Origin of the sequence: Pseudonocardia yuanmonensis, from assembly GCF_039542425.1 — a bacterium.
In the GTDB taxonomy this organism is placed as follows: domain Bacteria; phylum Actinomycetota; class Actinomycetes; order Mycobacteriales; family Pseudonocardiaceae; genus Pseudonocardia; species Pseudonocardia yuanmonensis.
On record NZ_BAABIC010000040.1, the window covers coordinates 20,999 to 39,309 of the forward strand.

The 18,311-nt window shown below is 76.1% G+C and carries 15 protein-coding genes and 1 rRNA gene; 7 read left to right on the top strand and 9 right to left on the bottom strand.

Annotated features, from left to right (window positions below):
- Nucleotides 1-54: 54 nt before the first annotated feature.
- On the bottom strand, nt 55-5,490 hold the full coding sequence (locus tag ABD990_RS33310; RefSeq protein ID WP_345384797.1) for a SpoIIE family protein phosphatase: 5,436 nt from the start codon (nt 5,488-5,490) through the stop codon (nt 55-57).
- Between the two features lie 142 nt (nt 5,491-5,632).
- Here ABD990_RS33310 and ABD990_RS33315 point away from each other — a divergent pair, with 142 nt between their 5' ends.
- On the top strand, nt 5,633-6,337 hold the full coding sequence (locus tag ABD990_RS33315) for an acetoacetate decarboxylase family protein (RefSeq protein WP_345384798.1): 705 nt from the start codon (nt 5,633-5,635) through the stop codon (nt 6,335-6,337).
- Here ABD990_RS33315 and ABD990_RS33320 read toward each other — a convergent pair.
- The 3 genes from ABD990_RS33320 to ABD990_RS33330 all read right to left on the bottom strand — a co-directional run bounded on the left by ABD990_RS33320 (nt 6,334) and on the right by ABD990_RS33330 (nt 9,573).
- The gene (locus ABD990_RS33320; RefSeq protein ID WP_345384799.1) at nt 6,334-6,501 is read right to left on the bottom strand and encodes a hypothetical protein; all 168 of its coding nucleotides are present in this window, start codon (nt 6,499-6,501) and stop codon (nt 6,334-6,336) included. The genes ABD990_RS33315 and ABD990_RS33320 overlap by 4 nt on opposite strands.
- A gap of 149 nt (nt 6,502-6,650) precedes the next feature.
- The gene (locus ABD990_RS33325) at nt 6,651-7,475 is read right to left on the bottom strand and encodes an alpha/beta hydrolase (protein ID WP_345384800.1); all 825 of its coding nucleotides are present in this window, start codon (nt 7,473-7,475) and stop codon (nt 6,651-6,653) included.
- Nucleotides 7,476-7,485: 10 nt separating this feature from the next.
- Nucleotides 7,486-9,573, bottom strand: coding sequence for an MSCRAMM family protein (locus tag ABD990_RS33330; protein ID WP_345384801.1), 2,088 nt, complete (start codon nt 9,571-9,573; stop codon nt 7,486-7,488).
- Nucleotides 9,574-9,841: 268 nt separating this feature from the next.
- Here ABD990_RS33330 and malQ point away from each other — a divergent pair, with 268 nt between their 5' ends.
- Both malQ and ABD990_RS33340 read left to right on the top strand, forming a co-directional pair.
- On the top strand, nt 9,842-11,788 hold the full coding sequence (gene malQ / locus ABD990_RS33335; RefSeq protein ID WP_425569717.1) for a 4-alpha-glucanotransferase: 1,947 nt from the start codon (nt 9,842-9,844) through the stop codon (nt 11,786-11,788).
- Nucleotides 11,789-11,804: 16 nt separating this feature from the next.
- Nucleotides 11,805-12,593, top strand: a complete 789-nt coding sequence (locus ABD990_RS33340; RefSeq protein WP_345384803.1) for a 2-keto-4-pentenoate hydratase — start codon at nt 11,805-11,807, stop codon at nt 12,591-12,593.
- A gap of 127 nt (nt 12,594-12,720) precedes the next feature.
- Here ABD990_RS33340 and ABD990_RS33345 read toward each other — a convergent pair whose 3' ends face one another.
- Complete coding sequence (locus ABD990_RS33345) at nt 12,721-13,374, bottom strand: RraA family protein (protein ID WP_345384804.1); 654 nt, start codon at nt 13,372-13,374, stop codon at nt 12,721-12,723.
- Between the two features lie 82 nt (nt 13,375-13,456).
- Between ABD990_RS33345 and ABD990_RS33350 the strand changes: the two genes are divergently transcribed.
- On the top strand, nt 13,457-13,888 hold the full coding sequence (locus tag ABD990_RS33350; protein ID WP_345384805.1) for an SRPBCC domain-containing protein: 432 nt from the start codon (nt 13,457-13,459) through the stop codon (nt 13,886-13,888).
- On the top strand, nt 13,885-14,190 hold the full coding sequence (locus tag ABD990_RS33355) for an ArsR/SmtB family transcription factor (protein WP_345384806.1): 306 nt from the start codon (nt 13,885-13,887) through the stop codon (nt 14,188-14,190). The genes ABD990_RS33350 and ABD990_RS33355 overlap by 4 nt, the downstream gene beginning before the upstream one ends.
- Before the next feature lie 42 nt (nt 14,191-14,232).
- Here ABD990_RS33355 and ABD990_RS33360 read toward each other — a convergent pair whose 3' ends face one another.
- From ABD990_RS33360 to ABD990_RS33370, 3 genes are read right to left on the bottom strand one after another with little or no spacing between them, the layout of a single operon-like run.
- Nucleotides 14,233-14,427: a hypothetical protein gene (locus ABD990_RS33360; RefSeq protein ID WP_345384807.1), complete on the bottom strand. Its 195-nt coding sequence runs from the start codon at nt 14,425-14,427 to the stop codon at nt 14,233-14,235.
- A 38-nt stretch (nt 14,428-14,465) separates the two neighbouring features.
- Nucleotides 14,466-15,338 carry a diacylglycerol/lipid kinase family protein gene (locus ABD990_RS33365; protein WP_345384808.1) on the bottom strand — a complete coding sequence of 291 codons (873 nt, stop codon included), beginning with the start codon at nt 15,336-15,338 and terminating at the stop codon, nt 14,466-14,468.
- A gap of 10 nt (nt 15,339-15,348) precedes the next feature.
- Nucleotides 15,349-16,254 carry a DMT family transporter gene (locus ABD990_RS33370; protein WP_345384809.1) on the bottom strand — a complete coding sequence of 302 codons (906 nt, stop codon included), beginning with the start codon at nt 16,252-16,254 and terminating at the stop codon, nt 15,349-15,351.
- A gap of 59 nt (nt 16,255-16,313) precedes the next feature.
- Between ABD990_RS33370 and ABD990_RS33375 the strand changes: the two genes are divergently transcribed.
- A complete protein-coding gene (locus ABD990_RS33375) occupies nt 16,314-16,691 on the top strand; it encodes an RNA-binding S4 domain-containing protein (RefSeq protein ID WP_345384810.1) in 378 nt (125 codons plus the stop codon).
- A gap of 71 nt (nt 16,692-16,762) precedes the next feature.
- Nucleotides 16,763-17,860, top strand: a complete 1,098-nt coding sequence (locus ABD990_RS33380; protein WP_345384811.1) for a quinone-dependent dihydroorotate dehydrogenase — start codon at nt 16,763-16,765, stop codon at nt 17,858-17,860.
- A 293-nt stretch (nt 17,861-18,153) separates the two neighbouring features.
- Here the strand turns inward: ABD990_RS33380 and rrf are convergent.
- A 5S ribosomal RNA gene (gene rrf / locus ABD990_RS33385) occupies nt 18,154-18,270 on the bottom strand.
- Between the last annotated feature and the right edge of the window lie 41 nt (nt 18,271-18,311).

Here is an 18,311-nt window from a genome sequence, read left to right on the forward strand (position 1 = left end):
GGCCGCGATTGTCCGGTCAGCGCCGCGCTCGGCACGGTGCCCGACCGCACGGGCTCAGGCGTCCGGCGTCGCCCCGATCAGGGTGTCCAACCCCGCGAGCACCAGGATCCGCCTCGCCGGGCTGTCCGACGGCGTGACCACGGTCAGCTCCGTGCCCCCGGCCCGGGCCCGCTGCGCCAGCTCCGACAGCAGCGCGATCCCCGAGCTGGAGACGTACGAGTCGGCCGCCAGCGTGAGCGTGAGCGGGCCGCCGCGCAGGAGCTCGGCGAGCAGGTCCGACCGCACGGCGGCGACGCCCGCCAGGTCCAGGTCCCCCTCCACGTGCACCCGCACGGTGTGCTGGTCCGCCCAGCGCCGCAGCCGGGTGACCGGGAGCCCGTCGTCCCGGCCGGTCTCGGCGGGCCGGTCGGCCGCCCCGCCGGGCAGCCGCGGGACCACCTCCACGGGCAGGGCCGGCATCCGGAACCAGACCTCGGTGCCGTCGTCGGCCGGCATGACCTCGACGTCCTCGGCCAGCTCGCGGATCAGGGCCAGGCCCCGGCCGCGGTAACCGGGGTCGTCCGGCGGCGGCCGCCAGAGCCCGTGGTCGGCGACCCGCACCGCGACCGCACCGTCGGGCTGCAGCTCCAGGGACAGCTCGACCGCGTCGGCGGCCGGTTCGGGCCCCGAGGTGTAGGCGTGCTCGACGGCGTTGGTCACCGCCTCGCCGACGGCGAGCTGCAGGTCGGTGGTGCCGTCCTCGCCCAGCCCGCAGCGGGCCGCCCAGTCCGCGATCACCCGGCGCATCGGGGCGAGGCACTCGGCCTCGGCCGGCATCGACCGGGTCAGCGGCTCGGGCACGCACCGCGCGAGCACCACGACGGTGTCGTCCGGGGCGCCGCCCTCGTCGAGCATGCGCTCCAGCAGCACGTCGACGATGTCCGACGGCCGGTGCCGGGCCAGCTCGCCGAAGGTCGCCGCCAGCCGCTCCACGCCGTCGTCGATCACCTCGGTGCGGCGCTCGAAGAGCCCGTCCGAGCAGAGCAGGATCGTCTCGCCCGGCTCGATCCGCCCGTCGGCCTCCACGTACGGCGGGCGGCCCGTCACGCCGAGCGGGGTGCCCCGGCCGCCGTCGAGGAGCCGGACGCCGTCCGGCCCGGCGACCAGCGGCGCCGGGTGCCCGGCGCACGCGTAGCGCAGGACCCCGGACGCGGTGTCCACGACCGCGCACGCGACGGTGCTGGCCCGTGCCCCGGTGACCCGGCGGGCGAACAGGTCGAGCTGCTCCAGCGCGGTCGCCGGGGGCTGCCCGTTGACCAGGTTCGCGGCCAGCGCGCTGCGCAGCTGGCCCATCACGGCGGCGGCCGACGGCCCGCGCCCGACGACGTCGCCGACGACCAGCGCGACCCGCCCGTCGGCGAGGTCGAGCACGTCGAACCAGTCGCCGCCCGCCTCGGTGCCCTCGGTCCCCGGGATGTACCGGGTCGCCACGGCCAGCCGGTCCAGCTGCGGGAGCTCCTGGGGCAGCAGGCTGCGCTGCAGCGTCACCGCGACCTCGTGCTCGGCCTGGTGCAGCCGCGCCCGCTGGACCGCCTGGGCGCACTGGCTGGCCAGGGTGAGCACCAGCCCGCGCTCGTCCGGGCCGAAGGCGGGGTCGCGGCCGAAGCCGAGCCCGATCACCCCGATCGCCCGGCCCGCGACCAGCAGCGGGACCGCCGTGCGCACCGGGTACGGCCCGGGCTGCCCGTCCACCGCCCAGATCGGCTCGGCCGAGCGCACCACCTGGCCCAGCGGATGCTCCGAGGTCACCCGCAGGCCGTGCTCCACGATCCGCCCGGTGTCGTCGTCCGCCCAGCCGTCCGCGGCGAGGGTGTGCAGCAGGCCCTCGTCGTCGACCAGCAGCACGACGACGGCCTCGGCGCCGATCGCCGAGCGGGCGTGGGCGAGGATCACGTCCGCCACCGACTCCAGGTCCGTGGCACGCGAGAGCGCGGTCGCGACGGCGCCGAGCCGCTCGGCCAGCCGGCGGCCCTCGGTCTCCGCGACCAGCAGCAGGGACCGGTCCAGCGCCTGCGCCGCCAGCTCGGCCACGGCCAGGGTGGCCTCGCGGTCGTCGGCCGACAGGGCCCGGGGGCCGTCGAACCCGACGGCGATCATGCCGAGGTCCCGGTCGCCCGCCACGAGCGGCACCCAGAACGCGGCCTCGATCCCGAAGGCGCCCAACCAGTCCGCCGCGCCGGGGTGCTCGCCCCGCAGTCCCTCGGCCGTCTCGAACCACAGCGCCTGGCGGGCCCGCAGCGCCGCGTGGGCGGGGTGGTCGCCGCCGACCGGCACCGTCGTGAGCTCCGCGGGCGGCTCGCCCTGCCAGCCCTGCAGCGCCAGCAGCTGCAGGTCCGCGCCCCGGGTCTGCCACACCCCGGCGACCGCCGATCCCAGGAGCGCCACCAGGTGGCTCGTCGCGGTGCGCGCGACCTCGGCGGGGGTCGCGGCCGCGGACATCTCCGCGGTCGCCCGGTGCAGCAGCCCCAGCCGGGTGCTGCTGGCCCGCTCCTGTTCCAGCAGCCGCGCGTTGTCCACGGCCACCGCCGCCCGCCGCGCGATCTCGGTGAACAGCACGGCGTCGGAGTCGTCGAGCACCGGTGAGGCGCCCGTGCGCGCGACCGTGAACATGCCGACCATGCCGCCGCGGGCCCGCAGCGGGACGAGCAGCGCCGAGTGCGCGCCCGACCGCCGCCACACCGCCTGCTCCTCCGGGGAGGTCTCGGCGAAGGCGGCCGCGAGCTTCTCCGGCGGCAGCAGCACGGGCTCGTCGACGTCGCCGAGGATGCGCAGCAGGGGCAGGCCCGGCAGCGTGCGCAGCTCCCGTTCGACGTCCGGCTCCGCGGCCGCGACGATCCGCAGGGCCGGGCCCGCACCGTCGTCGGTGAAGACGCGCACCACGTCGCCCAGGCCCTCGTCGACCATCGTCCGGGCGAACGCCTCGAGCCGCGCGGACTGGCTGATCTCCCGGTCCAGGGCATCGCCGACGACGGCGTAGAGCTGGTGGCGGCGCTGCTCGGTGTGCCGGGCGTCGATGTCGAGGCACCCGCCGACGTACCCGGCCTGCCGTCCGGCCGGGTCGCCGCCCGGCGGGCCGACGGGGGCGCCGCGGTCCAGCACCCAGCGGTACCGGCCGTCGCCGCCGCGCAGCCGGTACTCCACCTCGAACGGCGCCCGCGTGCGGGTCGCCGCCTCCACGACCGAGCGGTACCGCTCCCGGTCGTCCGGGTGGATGCGCTCGCGCCAGTCCAGCCCGAGCTCGCCGACCGGGTCGGTCGCGCCGGTGAAGTCCAGCCAGCCGCGGTTGACGAACACGCGGTGGCCGCCGGCGTCGTCGACCCAGATGAGGGCGGGGGTGGAGTTGGCCATCGCCCGGAAGCGCAGCTCGGCCGCCCGCCGGACCCGGCCCAGGTGCAGGTGGTTGGCGACGCGGGCCAGCAGCTCGCGCGCGGAGAAGGGCTTGACGAGGTAGTCGTCCGCGCCCGCGGCCAGGCCCTCGACCGCCGCCTCCTCCCCGGCCCTCGCCGAGAGCAGGACCACGGGCAGGCCGGCCGTGCGGGCGTCGGCGCGCAGGGCGCGCAGCAGCCCGATGCCGTCGAGCTCGGGCATCATCACGTCGGCGACGACGAGGTCCGGCGGGTCGGAGCGGGCGAGGTCCAGCGCCTCGACCCCGGTCGCGACCGCGTGCACCGACCAGCTCTCGCTGAGCAGCCGGCGCAGGTGATCGCGCATGTCCGGGTCGTCCTCGACCACCAGCACCCGGCCCCGCGGCGGGTCGACGGCCTCCGGCAGCCGCGGCGTCCCCCGGTCCTCGGGGCGGGCGGGGGTCCAGCGCAGCGCCTCGGCGACGAACGGCTCGAACGTCTCCGGGCGCGGGTGCGGCGCCGCCGCCGGCCGGCCGATCGTGATGCTCTCCACCGGGAGGTGGGCGAACCCGAGCGGCAGCCGCACGGTGAAGGTGCTGCCGACGCCCGGCGTGCTGGTCGCGTCGACGGTGCCGCCGTGCACCTGGACGAGCTGGCGGACCAGGGCCAGCCCGATCCCGCTGCCCTCGTGCGAGCGGGCCCGGGCGGCGCGGACCCGGTGGAAGCGGTCGAAGAGCCGGGGCAGCTCGGCGGCCGGCACGCCGGTGCCGGTGTCGGCGACCCGCAGCACGAACCGGTCGTCCTCGATCCGGGTGCTCACCCGCAGACCGCCCTCGAGGGTGAACTTGAAGGCGTTGCTCAGCAGGTTGAGGACGATCTTCTCCCACATGTCCTGGTCGACCCACACGGGCCGCTCGGACGGCGGGCTGTCGACGTCCAGGCGCAGACCGGCGCGCTCGGTCGGGGCGCGGAACAGGGCGGCCAGCTCCCCGGTCAGCGAGCCGAGGTCGACGGGCGCGAAGCCGGCGTCGGGATGACCCTCCTCGAGGCGCGAGACGTCCAGCAGGGTGTTGACCAGCTTGAGCATCCGCTGGGCGCTGCGGTGGGCGACGTCGGCCTCCTGCCGCACCTGGGGGTCCTCGGCGGTGCGCAGTTGCTCCAGCGGCCCCATGATCAGCGCCAGCGGCGTGCGGAACTCGTGGCTGACGCCGGTGAAGAACTCGCTGCGGCTGCGGTCACGGCGCTCCAGCGTGCCCGAGGAGTCGTGTTCCTCCGTGGCGGCGCGCACCGCCGTGAGCGCGGCGTCGACGTGCCCGGCGACGAGATCGAGGAACTCGCGGTACTCGTCGTCGAGCGGGCGCAGGTCGGAGGTGCCGAGCAGCAGCCGGACGCCGCCCCCGAGCCCGGCCGCGAACACGTGCCCGCCGTCCGGCAGCGCGACCAGGCCCTCCCGGTCCAGCAGCGCGACCAGCTCGGGTGTCGGGTCCACGCCCACGCCCACCGGCGCACCCACCCCGCCGAGCAGCGCGAACGGCACGTCCGGCGAGTCCACCAGCGCGGCGGCGACGTGCGCGGCGGCCGGGTCGGCCGGGCCCGCGTCCCGGACCAACCGCGCCAGCCGGCCGAGCAGCGCGGTGCGCCGGGCGGCCACGACCTGCGCGGTGCTCTCCGATGCCACGTCGAACACCCCGGCGACGGTCCCGTCGGCCGCCCGGACCGGGCTGAACGCGTAGCGCCAGAAGGTCTCCCGCGGCCCGCCGGGGCGGTCGAGGACCAGCCGCTCGTCCGTGCGCTCCACGGCCTCGCCGGTGTCGCGGACGTGCTGGACCGCGGGCCCGATCCGGTCCCAGACCTCCGGCCACACCTGCGCTGCGGGCCGCCCGAACGCCCACGGGTGCCGGGCGCCGACGATCGCGGCGAACGCGTCGTTGTACAGGACGGCGTGCTCGGGCCCCCAGAACAGGGCCAGCGGGTGCGGCGAGCCGAGCAGGAGCGCGACCGCCGAGGTCAGCTCGGCGGGCCAGCCTCCCGGTGGCCCGAGCGGTGAGTCCGACCGGTCGGCGGTCGCGAGCAGGCGCCGGACGCCGGGGCCGTCCGGATCCGTCACGAGCCCTCCTCCACGCCGCGGGGCCGGCGCCCCGGGAACAGCCTGCCAGGTCGTGCGAGCGGCGGCGAACCGTGGCCCGCGCGGGCCGGACACGGCCCGCCGTCGGGCCGCCGACCCGCCTCCGACCTGGCACGATGCCGTCATGGCGACGAAGCTCGACGACGGCAGCTGGGAGGTGCAGGGGAAGCGCCTGACCTTCCCCGTGCACATCGGCGACGCGGGCGCGGCCTGCGCCGCGTACCCGGTCCGGGCGGCGCGCGCGGCGGCACTGCTCGAGGGCACCGGGCTGGAGCCGGTGGCCGTCGCGGGGTGGGCGCTCGCCGTCCTCGGGCTGGTCGACTACCGGGTCAACGACCTGGGCACGTACGACGAGCTGGCCCTCGCCCTCCCCGTCCTGTTCCGCGGGCGGGTCGGCGTGCACATCACCCAGCTCCCGGTGACCGAGACGTTCACCATGGAGGCCGGGCGCGCACTCTGGGGCCTGCCGAAGTGGCTCGGCCGGGCCGAGCTGGAGATCGGCGGCTCGCGCGCGACCGGGCACCTGGCCCACGAGGGCGAGCACGTGCTCACCGCGGCCCTGTCGACCCTGCCGTTCGCGTTGCCGGCCACTGTCCCCGGCGCCGTCACGGCCTTCGCGCGGCGCGGGGACGTGATGCTCGCGAGCCCGGTCCGCGCCCGGCTGCGCGGTGTCCGGATCGGCGCGGCGGCGGGCACGCTGATCCTGGGCTCGGGCCACCCGATGGCCGACGAGTTGCGGTCCCTCGGGCTGCCCCGCTGGCCGCTGCTCACCGCGATCGTCGACCACCTCGCGTTCGACATGGACCCCGCCGAGGAGCTACCGCTCTAGGACTCGTCGGGGACGAAGAGGCCCCAGGCGCCGCAGGACGCGCAGCGGCGGTAGCTGACCACGCCGTCGGACGTGGCGTGGTGGGAGGCGACGGCCCAGGTGTGGCGGTGCTCCGCGGCGTGCGCCGGGACGCGGCCGGGCCGGATGGTGACGAGCCTGCTCATCGTGGTTCCCTTCGGTGGTTCCCGCCGGGACCTCCGGCGGGGCGCTGAACGCGCACCACCACGATGTCGGCGTCGCGCCCCGGGTCCGATCCGATGACCGGCCGGTGCCACGCCCGAACCGCGGGTCGGCCGATCGGCCGACCCGCACGTCAGCGATGTGCCGCCAGCCAGGCCCGGAGGTCGGCGATCGGGCGGTCCCGCTCCGGCTCGTTGTAGATCTCGTGCCACAGACCCTCGTAGAGCTCGACCGTGAGGTCCTCGGAGCCGAGGGCGGCGGACAACGCGCGCGTGGTGTCGACGGTCGTGATCCGGTCGTCGACGCCGTGCTGCAGCAGGACCGGGAGCCGGAGGTCGCCCGCGGCCGCGAGGGCGTCGTCCATGGCGTCGAACATCGCGGCGCCGAGCCGGAGTGTGGGGTGGCCGTGGTGGACGAGCGGATCGGCCCGGTAGGCCGCGACGACCGCGGGATCCTTGCTGACGTGCGCGACGTCGATCCCCGCCGGCCGCAGCGTCGGCGCGATCCGGGCGAGCGCGGTCAGCAGCGGGACCAGCCGGCCGGGGACGGCCTGTTTGGACAGGGCCGGGGCGGAGAGGACCAGCCCGCCGAGCGCGGCCTGGTGCGCGGCGGCGTAGCGCAGCGCGATCAGCCCGCCCATGCTGTGCCCCAGCAGCATCACCGGCCGGCCGGGGTGGCGGGCGGCGGCGTGCCGCCGGACGAGATCGAGATCAGGGACCCAGTTCTCGGGGCCGCCGTCGACCCGTCGGCCCGCCGAGAGCCCGTGGCCGGCGTGGTCGGGGGCGTAGACGGCCCAGCCGTCGCTGACCAGGGCCTCCGCGAGGTGGGCGTAGCGCCCGGAGTGCTCGCCGAGGCCGTGACTGACCAGCACGACGCCCGTGGTCTCGCCCTCCGGGAGCCAGGCCCGCCAGAACAGCTCGCCGAGGGCGCCGGGCAGGCGCCCCTCCGCGACCGGCACGGGCCCGCCCTCAGCGCTCGGCGGCGCCGGCCGACTGCGCGACCGGCCCGGCGAGCACGACGTCCTGGGTCGCGTCGGCCTCCTCGCCCACCCGGACCGGGAGGGCCCGCGGCTCGCGCCCCTCGGCGACGACCGCGACCGTGTAGTCGCCCGCCGCCAGCTCGCCGAAGCGGTAGGCGCCGTCGGCCGCGCTGATCGTGGTGGCGACGAGCTCGCCGTCCTGCAGCAGGGAGACCGCGGCCCCGGCGAGGCCGGACCCTCCGGCGTCCCGGACCGATCCGGCGACGGTGGAGGAGCGCACGAGCTGCACCTCGACCTCGGCCACCGCGTGCTCGGTGTTCGGCACGGTCAGTGCGACGACCCCGGGCTGGTGCCCGTCCGCGGCCGCGACCAGCACGTACCCGCCCGGGCGGGGCGCGGTGATCTCGCCGCGGCCCGCCACGTCCGCGCTCGCCGAGGCGGTCTCGCGGCCGCGCGGGTCGAGGAGCGTCACGGCGGCCTCGGCGACCGGGAGCCGGTCGCGCTGCACCACCAGGAACCGCACCGGCACGGCCTGCCCCGGCACGAGCGGCTCCTCGTCCTCGTGCACGACGGCCAGGTCGACGACGGGGGCGGCACCCGGCCGGGGGTTCGGGTCGGCGAACCCGAGGGTCCGCAGCAGGGCGAGGTCGACGGCGGCGTGCTCGGCCGCGCGGGCCTCGTCGAGGCTCGAGGCGGGGCCGGCGGCAGCGTCGATCGTGGTGCCGGTGGGCTGCGGGGCGGGCTCGGGGGTGCTCGTCGTCGGGCTCACGAGGCCCAGCGTGACGGGCCCGGGCGGGGCCTCCGCAGCCGGGGTGTCGATCACGGCGTCGGGGCTGGTGGGGGGCTCGGCGGCCGCGGAGGGCAGGGCGGCCGGGGGCTCGGCGTCGGTGCTCTCCTCGGCGGCGGCATCCTCGACGGGGATCTCGTCGACGGCGGCGTCCTCGACGACGGCATCCTCGACGACGGACTCCTCGGCGGGCGGCTCGTCGGCAGGGCGCTCGGCGACAGCGGTCTCGTCGGCGGGCTCGGGGGCGGCCTCCTGAACGACCGGCCCCGCAGGCGCCTCGGCAACCGGCTCGTGGACCTGCTCGTCGACGACCTCGGCCTGCTCGTCGGCCTGCTCGTGCGGAACCTCGACGGCCTCGGCCCGCTCCTCGGCGACCTCGACCCGCTCCTCGGCCGGGTCCGCGACGGTCTCGGCGTCCTCGGCGACCTCGACCGGTTCCTCGGCGGCCTCGGCCCGCTCGGCCGCCACCTCCACCGGGCGCTCCTCCGCCTGCACGGCCGGGCGCCCCTCGACCTCCTCGACCTCCCGCTCCACCGGCACCGGCTCGGCGAGCGAGGCGGCCGCGCCACCGGTCGCGACCGCGGCCATCGGCGGCACCGGGCGCAGCCGCCGGACGTCCCGCCCGTCGTCCGCCCCACCGCGCACGACGGCGAGGACGGGGCGCTGACCGACGCCGGCGCGCGGCGAGGGCACCGTGGTCCCGTCCGTCGGTGCCTCGGGCCCCGTCTGCCGGCGGGACGCCTCGGCACGCGCCACCGCCTCGGCCACGGCCGGACTGACGATCCCCCGCGCCATCGGGCGGTCGTCGCGCGCGGGAGCGGGCGGGGCGACCGACGTGACCCGGGCGACCAGCGCCGGGTCCACGGAGGACCGGCGCTGCGGGCGGGTGCGCGGCGGGGCCTCGACGGGGACGCCGTCGACGAAACCGCGCGTCCACGGAGGACCGACGGGCCCGGCGTCGACCTCCTCGGTCACCACGCGGCGCTCCGCGGGCGGCTCCTCGGGCCGGTCCTCCGCGGGCGACCCGGCGGGGGCGACCGGCGCGTGCTCGGCCGCGGCGGGATCCTCGGCGACCGGGGCGGCGGGCTCGGCCGGGAGCGGCTCGGCGGCGACCGCCCCGACGGAACGGGCGCGCACCAGGTCGGCCACCGTCCGCCCGGCGGGCCGGGGTGCGGGCTCGGCAGGGGTGTCGGGAGTGGCCGTCCGGTCCCCGCGACGCATCGCCACCAGGACGATCCCGACGGCCAGCAGCACGAGCAGGACCATGACGACCAGGGCCCACGTGCTCATTCGGCTCTCCTCGCGCGATCTCGTCGAGGCCCGGCCGGTACCCTCCGCGCGGCCGCGCGAGACGTGCGGGCCCGCCCGGACTCGTCGCAGGACCGTAGCACCGGGACCCCCCTTCACCCTGTTCGGCGGCCGGTCGCGGCGTGTCGCCCGGGCGGGTATCGGCCCAGCTCAGCGCGATTCAGTCGGCGGGAACGGCCGCGTCCGGCCCGGGCGGGGGCTCCGAGCGGGCGGGACCGCCCCGGATCCGGGACGATTCCCCCTCGTGGCGATCGATCCGGACCTCTCCGAGCTGGCGGCGGCGCACGGCGTCGCGACGGGCTACAACGACGGCGACCGCAGGCCGGTCACCGTCGACGAGGAGGTGGTCGTCGAGGTCCTCGGCCTGCTCGAGGTCGACGCGACCACCCCGGCCGCGCGAAGGGCGGCGCTCGCCGAGGCGCGCGAGAAGGCCGCCCGCGGGCTGCTCCCCGGCACGATCGGCCTGCGCGCCGACGGTTCCCACCCCCTCCCCGTGCCCGGCGTGCTGGTCGCCGAGGACGGCAGCCGCCGGGAGGTCGAGGGCGAGCTGGCCGGGCTGGAGCCGGGCTGGTACCGGCTGGAGACGGAGGAGCAGCAGGTCACGGTCGTCGTCTCGCCCCCGGCGCTGCCGGCGACCCCGCGCTCGTGGGGCTGGATGCTGCAGCTCTACGCGCTGCACTCGGCGGACAGCTGGGGCATCGGCGACCTCGGCGACCTCCGCACCTTCACCGCGCACGCCGGCGAACAGGGTGCGTCGGCGATCCTGCTCAACCCGCTGCACGCGATCACCCCGCTCTCGCCGGTGCAGCCCTCGCCCTACACGCCGTCGAGCCGGCGGTTCGCGACCCCGCTCGCGCTGCGCATCACCGACCTGGCCGAGTACGCCTCGGCCGACGCGGCCACCCGCGCCGAGGTCGACGCCCTGCGCCCGGAGACCGTCGGTGACCGCATCGCGCACGACCGGGTCTGGGCGGCGAAGCGGTCGGCGCTGGAGCTGCTCTGGCGGTCGGCCGGGCGGCCCGACCCCGTCGAGCCCGGTCCGGATCTCGTCGACTTCGCGACGTACTGCGCCCTGGCGGAGCGCTACGGCGGCCGATTCACGCTCTGGCCGGCGGAGCTGCGCCATCCCGGCTCCGAGGCCGTGGCGCGGGCGCGGCGCGAGCTCGCGCCACGGGTCGCGTTCCACGGCTGGGTGCAGCAGCGGCTCGCCGACCAGCTGGCGGCGGCCCGGGTCGCCGCCCGCGAGGCCGGACTGCCGCTCGGCGTGATCCACGACCTCGCCGTGGGCTGTGACCCAGAGGGGGCCGACGCCTGGGCGCTGCAGGACGTCCTGGCCCTCGGCGTGACCGTCGGCGCCCCGCCCGACGCGTTCAACCAGCGCGGGCAGGCCTGGGGGCTGCCGCCGTGGCGTCCCGACCGGCTCGCCGGGACCGGCTACGCGGCCTACCGCGACATGCTCCGCGCCCTGCTCACCCACGCCGACGGGCTGCGCATCGACCACGTCGCCGGGCTGTTCCGGCTCTGGTGGGTGCCGCCGGGTCGCACGCCCGACCGTGGCACCTACGTCCACTACGACGCCGAGGCGATGCTCGCCGTCCTCACCCTCGAGGCCTCCCGGGCCGGCGCCGCGGTGGTCGGCGAGGACCTCGGCACCGTGGAGCCCGAGGTCACCGAGGCCCTGCACGGCCGCAACATGCTCGGGTCGACCGTGCTCTGGTTCGCCCGCGACCCGGAGCGCGAGGACGCGCTGATGCCGCCGGGCGAGTGGCCGGAGGAGGCGGTGGCGACCATCTCGACCCACGACCTGCCGACGGCGTCGGGCTTCCTGACCGGCGAGCACGTCCGGGCCCGGGCCGAGCTCGGCCTGCTCGACGACGTCGAGGCCGAGGAGCGCAAGGCCGCCGCCGAGCGCGAGGAGCTGGTCGGCCTGCTGGTGTCCGAAGGCGTGCTGGACTCGGCCGACGCGCCCGACGAGCAGATCGTGGTCGCGATGCACGCGCTGCTGGCCCGCAGCCGCAGCCGGCTCGTGCTCGCCTCGCCCTACGACGTCGTCGGCGAGACCCGGCAGCCCAACCTGCCCGGGACCGTCGACGAATACCCGAACTGGCGGCTGCCGCTGCCGCTGTCGCTCGAGGAGCTGGTGGCGGACCCGCGGGTGAAGGAGGTCGTCGCGGCATTGCGTTCCGGGGGCCGGTGAGGCGACGATCACATCCATGCCCCTCAGTGCCGAGGCCCTGACGATGGCCGACCGTGCCGCCGACCTGTTGTGGACGGCGTGGACGGCCGGCGACGTGATCGACGAGCTCCCGGAGGACGTGCGCCCCTACGACCACGCGGCCGGCTGGGCGATCCAGCAGCGCGTCGGCGAGCGGGCGGGGCCGGGCTACGGCTGGAAGATCGCGGCGACGTCGGCGCCGAGCCAGGCCGTGATCGGCATCGGCACCCCGCTGCCGGGCCGGTTGTTCGACCGGTTCCGCTTCCAGCCCGGCGACACGCTGCCGTTCGCCGGGCTGCACATGCGGGTGGTCGAGGCGGAGTTCGCGTTCCGGATGGCGTCCGACGTCCCGGCCGGCGCGTCCCGCGAGGAGGTGCTCGCGGCCGTCGCGGCCCTGCACCTGGCGATCGAGGTGCCCGACTCGCGGTTGCGCGACTACCCGCGGGCGGGCAGCTCGCAACTGCTCGCCGACGTCGCGTGCGCCGGCCAGTTCGTGCTCGGCCCCGAGGTCCCGGACTGGCAGGGGATCGAGTTGTCCACAGCGGGGACAGCGCTGTGGATCAACGGCGAGAAGGCCGCGACCGGCAACGGCGCCGAGGTGATGGGCGACCCGCGCACCGCACTGGTGTGGCTCGCCGAGGAGCTCGCGCACCTGGGGACGAGCCTCAAGGCCGGCGAGGTCGTGACGACCGGCTCCACCACCGCGGTCCCCGCGATCTCGGCGGGCGACGCCGTCCGCGCCGACTTCGGCCCCCACGGCTCCGTCGAGATCTCCTTCTCCTCGTAGACCCCGCACCCCGACTCGGCGAAGCCCAGACCCCGACTCGCGGAACTAGGCGCCTCCGTTCCCGCGAGTCGCGCTCTGAGCTTCCGCGAGTCGCGCTCTGAGCTTCCGCGAGTCGGGAGATCCGGGGTCATACCCTGAAGCGCAACGTGCTGGGCTGCTCCTTCGCCAGCGCGGCGAGGTGCTCGTCGAGCGTGGTCATGCCGTGCAGGTCCCGCCCCGCCGCCATGCCCTCGAGCAGCGCCTTCTCGGCCCGTTCGATCTCCTCCGCGGCGTCGATCGCGGCCTCGAAGCGCTCCCGCGGGCCGACCACGATGCCGTCGTCGTCCCCGACGACGAGGTCCCCCGGCGACACGCGCACCCGGCCGAGCAGCACCTCCCGCCCGAACGTGCCGGGGTCGCGCGTGGTGCCGGACATCGGGTTGGTGCCCCGCGCGTGCACCGGCAGCCCGATCCGCCGGAGCCCGCGGATGTCCCGGCAGTAGCCGTCGATCACGATCGCGGCGATCCCGCGCCGGTGGGCCTCGGTGGCGAACAGCTCCCCCGACACCGCCTTGCGCAACGAGTTCGTGGCCACCACCAGCACCGAGCCCGGTTCGGCCTCGCGCAGCGCCACGAGGACGGGCAGGTGGTCGTCGTAGGCGAGCGAGGTGAAGGCCGGCCCGGCGAACGAGACGTCCGGGACCATCGCGCGGATCGCCGGGTCGACGACCGCGAGCCCCTTGTCGGCGTCGCACAGCGAGGAGACCTGCACCGCACGGAGGCGCTCGATCAGCGTGTCCATGTCCCCATCGTGCATGCGCAAGCCTTGACTTGCACCTGCAGACAGTGCAAGTCTCTACTTGCACATCAACTGAGGAGGAGCCATGGACACCATCACCCGCGAGATCACCGTCGCCGCCGCCCGCGCCCGGGTCTGGGAGGTCATCACCCGTGCCGAGCACCTCGGCCGCTGGTTCGGCGACGCCGGGGCCGAGATCGACCTGCGCCCGGGCGGCAGGCTGACCCTGAGCTTCGAGGGCCACGGGACGAGCGTGGGCCGTGTGGTGCGCGTCGAGGAGCCGGACAGGTTCAGCTTCCGGTGGGCGCGCAGCCGGGAGATCGAACCCGCGCCGGGCGACGAGACGCTCGTCGAGTTCACCCTCACCGAGACGGCGGACGGGACCCTCGTCCGGGTCAGGGAGAGCGGGTTCGCGAGCCTCACCGGCGACGCGGCGGCCTACCGGCGGGGCAACGTCGAGGGCTGGGCGGCGAAGACCACCGAGCTGCAGAGGTACCTGGAGACCGTGCCGGCATGAGTGGACAGGCCCTCGCCGCGCTCGCCGACCCCACCCGTCGCGAGCTGCTCGAGCGGCTCGCGCGGGGGGAGGCGAGCGCGACAACGCTGGCCCGCGACCTGCCGATCAGCCGGCAGGCCGTGGTCCAGCACCTCGGTGTGCTCGACGCGGCCGGGCTGGTCCGGTCCGCCCGGTACGGCCGAGAGGTCCGCTGGTCTCCCCGGCGGGACGGGCTGATCGCGGCCGCGGTCTGGCTGACCGGCCTGGCGGAGGAGTGGGACCGCCGGCTCGCCGCGATCAAGGCGATCGCCGAGGAGGGCTAGGGCCAGGGGGGACCGGCCGAGGAGGCCGGTTCCCCGCGGCACTCACACCTCGTCGTCGTCCTCGTCGACCGGGCGGGGCGGGAGCTCCGTCCGCTGGATGATGTTCTCGACGCCCTCCCGCGGCTCGGTCTCCGCCCATTCCTCGCGGTGCCCACCGCCGCGACCGAGGCGCCCGGCGACCTCGCTCGCCTCCTGGTCGTCGAGCCGCGGGCTGTTCTTGCTGCTGCCACGTTCCATGGGTTCGGCGTACCTCCCCCGCCCACGGGCAAACGGCGTCAGCGCACGGTCGGGAGTGCTCCGGCGGCGATGTCGACGCGGACGCGGGCCCCGGCCGCGAGGTCCAGGACCTCGCCGTCGACCTGCAGGGGCATCGGGTCCACGGTGCGGAACGCGTACTCCCGCACGCTGGGCTGCGTGCCCAGCCCCCGCACGGCGGCGCGGATCGCCGTGCCCACCACCCGCAGCTTCGAGGCGTGCGGCAGCAGCACGACCTCGAACACGCCGTCGTCCGGCCTGCTGTCCTCGCTGAGGGTGGCGTACTTGGCCATCTCGGCGATGTTGGCGAAGACCAGGCTGTCGAAGTGCTTCCGCCCCCCGTCGACCTCGATGGTGAACGGGCGGAAGCGGGAGAAGGCGCGGAGCGTCGTCACGATCTCCTTGAGCGAGCCCTTCCCGCCTCGCTCGAGCTCCAGCGCCACCACCGGGGTGATGCCGAGGCCGATGTAGGAGTGCGCGTACCGCGGCTCCTCGTCGTCGACGGCCAGCCGCAGCAGGTCGAGCCGTTCCGTGCGGCCCTCGACGATCGCGTCGAGCAGCGGACGCCGGGCGACGACGCGGCGGTGGTCGTTGGCGTTGCCGGCGGCCAGCACGGCGGCGACCGCCCGGGTCCCGCCGGCCTTCATCAGGCCGTCGACGACCTCGTTGTAGCCGCCGTCGCCGCTCACGGACACGACCAGCGGCGCGCCCGAGCCGGCCTCCTCGCGGGCGATCTCGCGCGCGTGCCCGGCGTACTCGGTCGGACGCAGCTCGACGGGCAGCTCGGCGGCCCGCTCCGCGAGCCCGGACTTGAGCTCCTCGGCGCGCTCCTGCGCCTGCCCGGTGCTGTTCGGGTTGAAGACGATGACGACCCGGTCGAAGGAACGCGCCACGCCGCGCACCCTATCCCGTCCGGGTCAGGACGACCGGCTCTGCACCGCGCTCGCGCAGCCCGAGCGCGGTGATCGCCGCGACCACGACGAGCAGTCCGATCCACTGCGTCGCGCTGGGCGAGACGCCGAGGAACGCGATGCCGAGCACCGTCGCCGTCGCCGGGAAGGCGAGCTCGGCCAGGGTGGCCCGGGCGGCGGGGGTGTCGCGCAGCCCCACGTAGTACAGGACGAGGGCGAGCAGGCCCGGGATCAGCGCGAGCAGGGCCAGCGGACCCAGCTGCCCGGGCGAGACGGCGAGGGGCGCACCCTGCACGGCGACGATGACCGCCGAGGCCGGCAACCCGACGAGGAAGCGCAGCACAGTGACGTCCCGCGGCGTGGTCCGCACCCCGACCATCCGGCCGAGCACGGTGCCGAAGCCCCACAGCACCGCGGCGCCGATCGCGAGACCCGCCGCCCCGAGCTCGCGGGCCTGCACCGCGACGGGATCCGGGAAGGCGACCAGCCAGGCCCCGATCAGCGCCGGCACCGCGAACAACCAGTACCCGGCGCGCACCCGCTCGCCGAGCAGGAACGCCGCCGCGATCACCGCGACGAGCGGCTGCAGCTTCTGGAGGACGAGCGGGGTGAGCGCGTCCCCCGTGGCGAACGCGGCGGTGAACAACGCGGTGGCCAGCGCCGACGAGCCCGCCCCGATGACGAGGATCGCCACCCGGTCGCGTGTCGAGGCGGCCCGGAAGGCCCGCACCGCCGCGGGGACGAGCGGCAGCAGCACGACGACGGCGATCAGGTGCTCCCAGAACACCACCGTCGCGGCGGGCAGCGCGCCCGCGAGCGGGGCCCGGAGGAGACCGTCCGTCCCCCACAGCGCCGCCGCGACCGCCACGAGCCACGTCCGGTCCCGAGCCTGGGTCATGCTCCCGGCAACCCCGCGCGCGGTGGATCTATGCCGCGCAGTGCTGTCACGATGGGGGAATGGAGTCGACCCGCCTCGACCGCTGGCTCTGGTCGGTCCGGCTGGCCAAGACGCGGTCGGACGCCGCGGCGGCCTGCCGGGGCGGGCACGTGCGCGTCAACGACCGCCCCGCCAAGCCCGCGACCGCGGTGCACCCCGGGGACGAGGTCCGTGCGCGGGTGTACGAGCAGACCCGGATCGTCGAGGTGACGAAGGTGATCCAGAAGCGGGTCGGGGCGCCCGAGGCCCAGGCCTGCTACCTCGACCGCACCCCGCCCCCTCCGCCGAAGGAGGCCCGCCCGGTCTTCGCCGTGCGCGAGCGCGGGACGGGCCGGCCCACCAAGCGGGAGCGGCGGATGCTCGACCAGCTCGGCGCCCTCCGCCCGCCCCGTCCCTGATCCCCGGGCCGTCGCCCGTGCTCCGAGCGGGCGCGACGGCGCGGCGTCCGGCGGTGGGCGATGATGGAGCCATGTACGACCTGCTGTTCCGGCACGTCCTGCGCCGCATCCCCGCGGAGCCGATCCACGGCGTCGCGTTCGGCGCGATCCGCGGCGTGGCGGGGGCCCCGGTCGTCGGCCCGCGCCTCGGGGCGCTGCTGACCGAGTCCGACCCGGTCCTGCGGACCCGGGTGTTCGGCGCCGACTTCCCCAACCCGCTCGGCCTGGCCGCCGGTTTCGACAAGGACGCCCGCGGGCCCGTCGCACTGGCCCGGCTCGGCTTCGGATTCGTGGAGCTCGGCACGATCACCGCCCACCCCCAGCCGGGCAACCCCAAGCCACGGCTCTTCCGGCTGCCCGAGGACAAGGCACTCGTGAACCGGATGGGGTTCAACAACTCCGGGGCCGACGCCGTCGCCGCGCGCCTGGCCGCACTGCCGCGTGAGGGTCGTCCGGTGCTGGGCATCAACATCGGCAAGAGCAAGGTCGCCACGCCGGACGAGGCGATCGACGACTACCGCCACAGCGCCCGCGTCCTCGGGCCGCACGCCGACTACGTGGTGGTCAACGTCAGTTCTCCCAACACCCCGGGCCTGCGGGACATGCAACAGGTCGCCGTCCTCGAACCGCTCCTCGCGGCGGTACGCACCGAGCTGAAGACCGCCGTGCCCGGCCGGCCGGTCCCGCTGCTCGTCAAGATCACGACCGACCTGGCCGACGACGACGTCGTCGCCGTCGCCGACATGGCCGTCCGCCTCGGGCTCGACGGCGTGGTGGCCACCAACACGACGGTCTCCCGCGAGGGGCTCCGCACTCCCGCGGCGGAGGTGGAGGCGCTCGGGGCCGGCGGGGTCTCGGGCCTGCCGCTGGCGACCGTGGCGCACACCGTCGTCGGGAAGCTGCGGGCACGGCTCGGCCCGGACCGCACGATCATCTCCGTGGGCGGCATCTTCTCCGGGGAGGACGCCTACCGACGTATCACCGCAGGCGCGTCCCTCGTGCAGGCGTACACCGGCTTCATCTACGGTGGGGGCACCTGGGCCCGACGGGTCAACCGCGGCCTGGCCGCCCTCCTCCGCCGGGACGGGCACACCACCGTCGCCGACGCGGTGGGAACCGCCACCCCCTGACGCCCAGGTGCAGACGAACGGCGCGTTCGCTCATACCTAGTGAACGACAGCGCCGCTCGCTCAATGCAGTGGGCGAGGTGCCGTTCGGTCCTCACTAGTGAGCGAAAGCGCCACTCGCTCATTCCTAGTGAGCGAAAGTGCCGTTCGCTCATCCCCGGTGGGCGCGTTCGGTCATCACTCGTGAGCGACGGTGCGTTCGCTCGGAATGGCGTTCGCTCGGAAGGCCCCGAGAGCCCCGAGAACGCGGGAAAGCCCCGCAGCAGGACTGCTGCGGGGCTTTCCGTATTGTTTGATGTCGGCGGCGACCTACTCTCCCACACCCTAGCGAGTGCAGTACCATCGGCGCTGGAGGGCTTAGCTTCCGGGTTCGGGATGGGACCGGGCGTTCCCCCTCCGCCATGACCACCGACAACACTATTCACCTATCCCCGCCCACCCCCTCTGTCCGGAG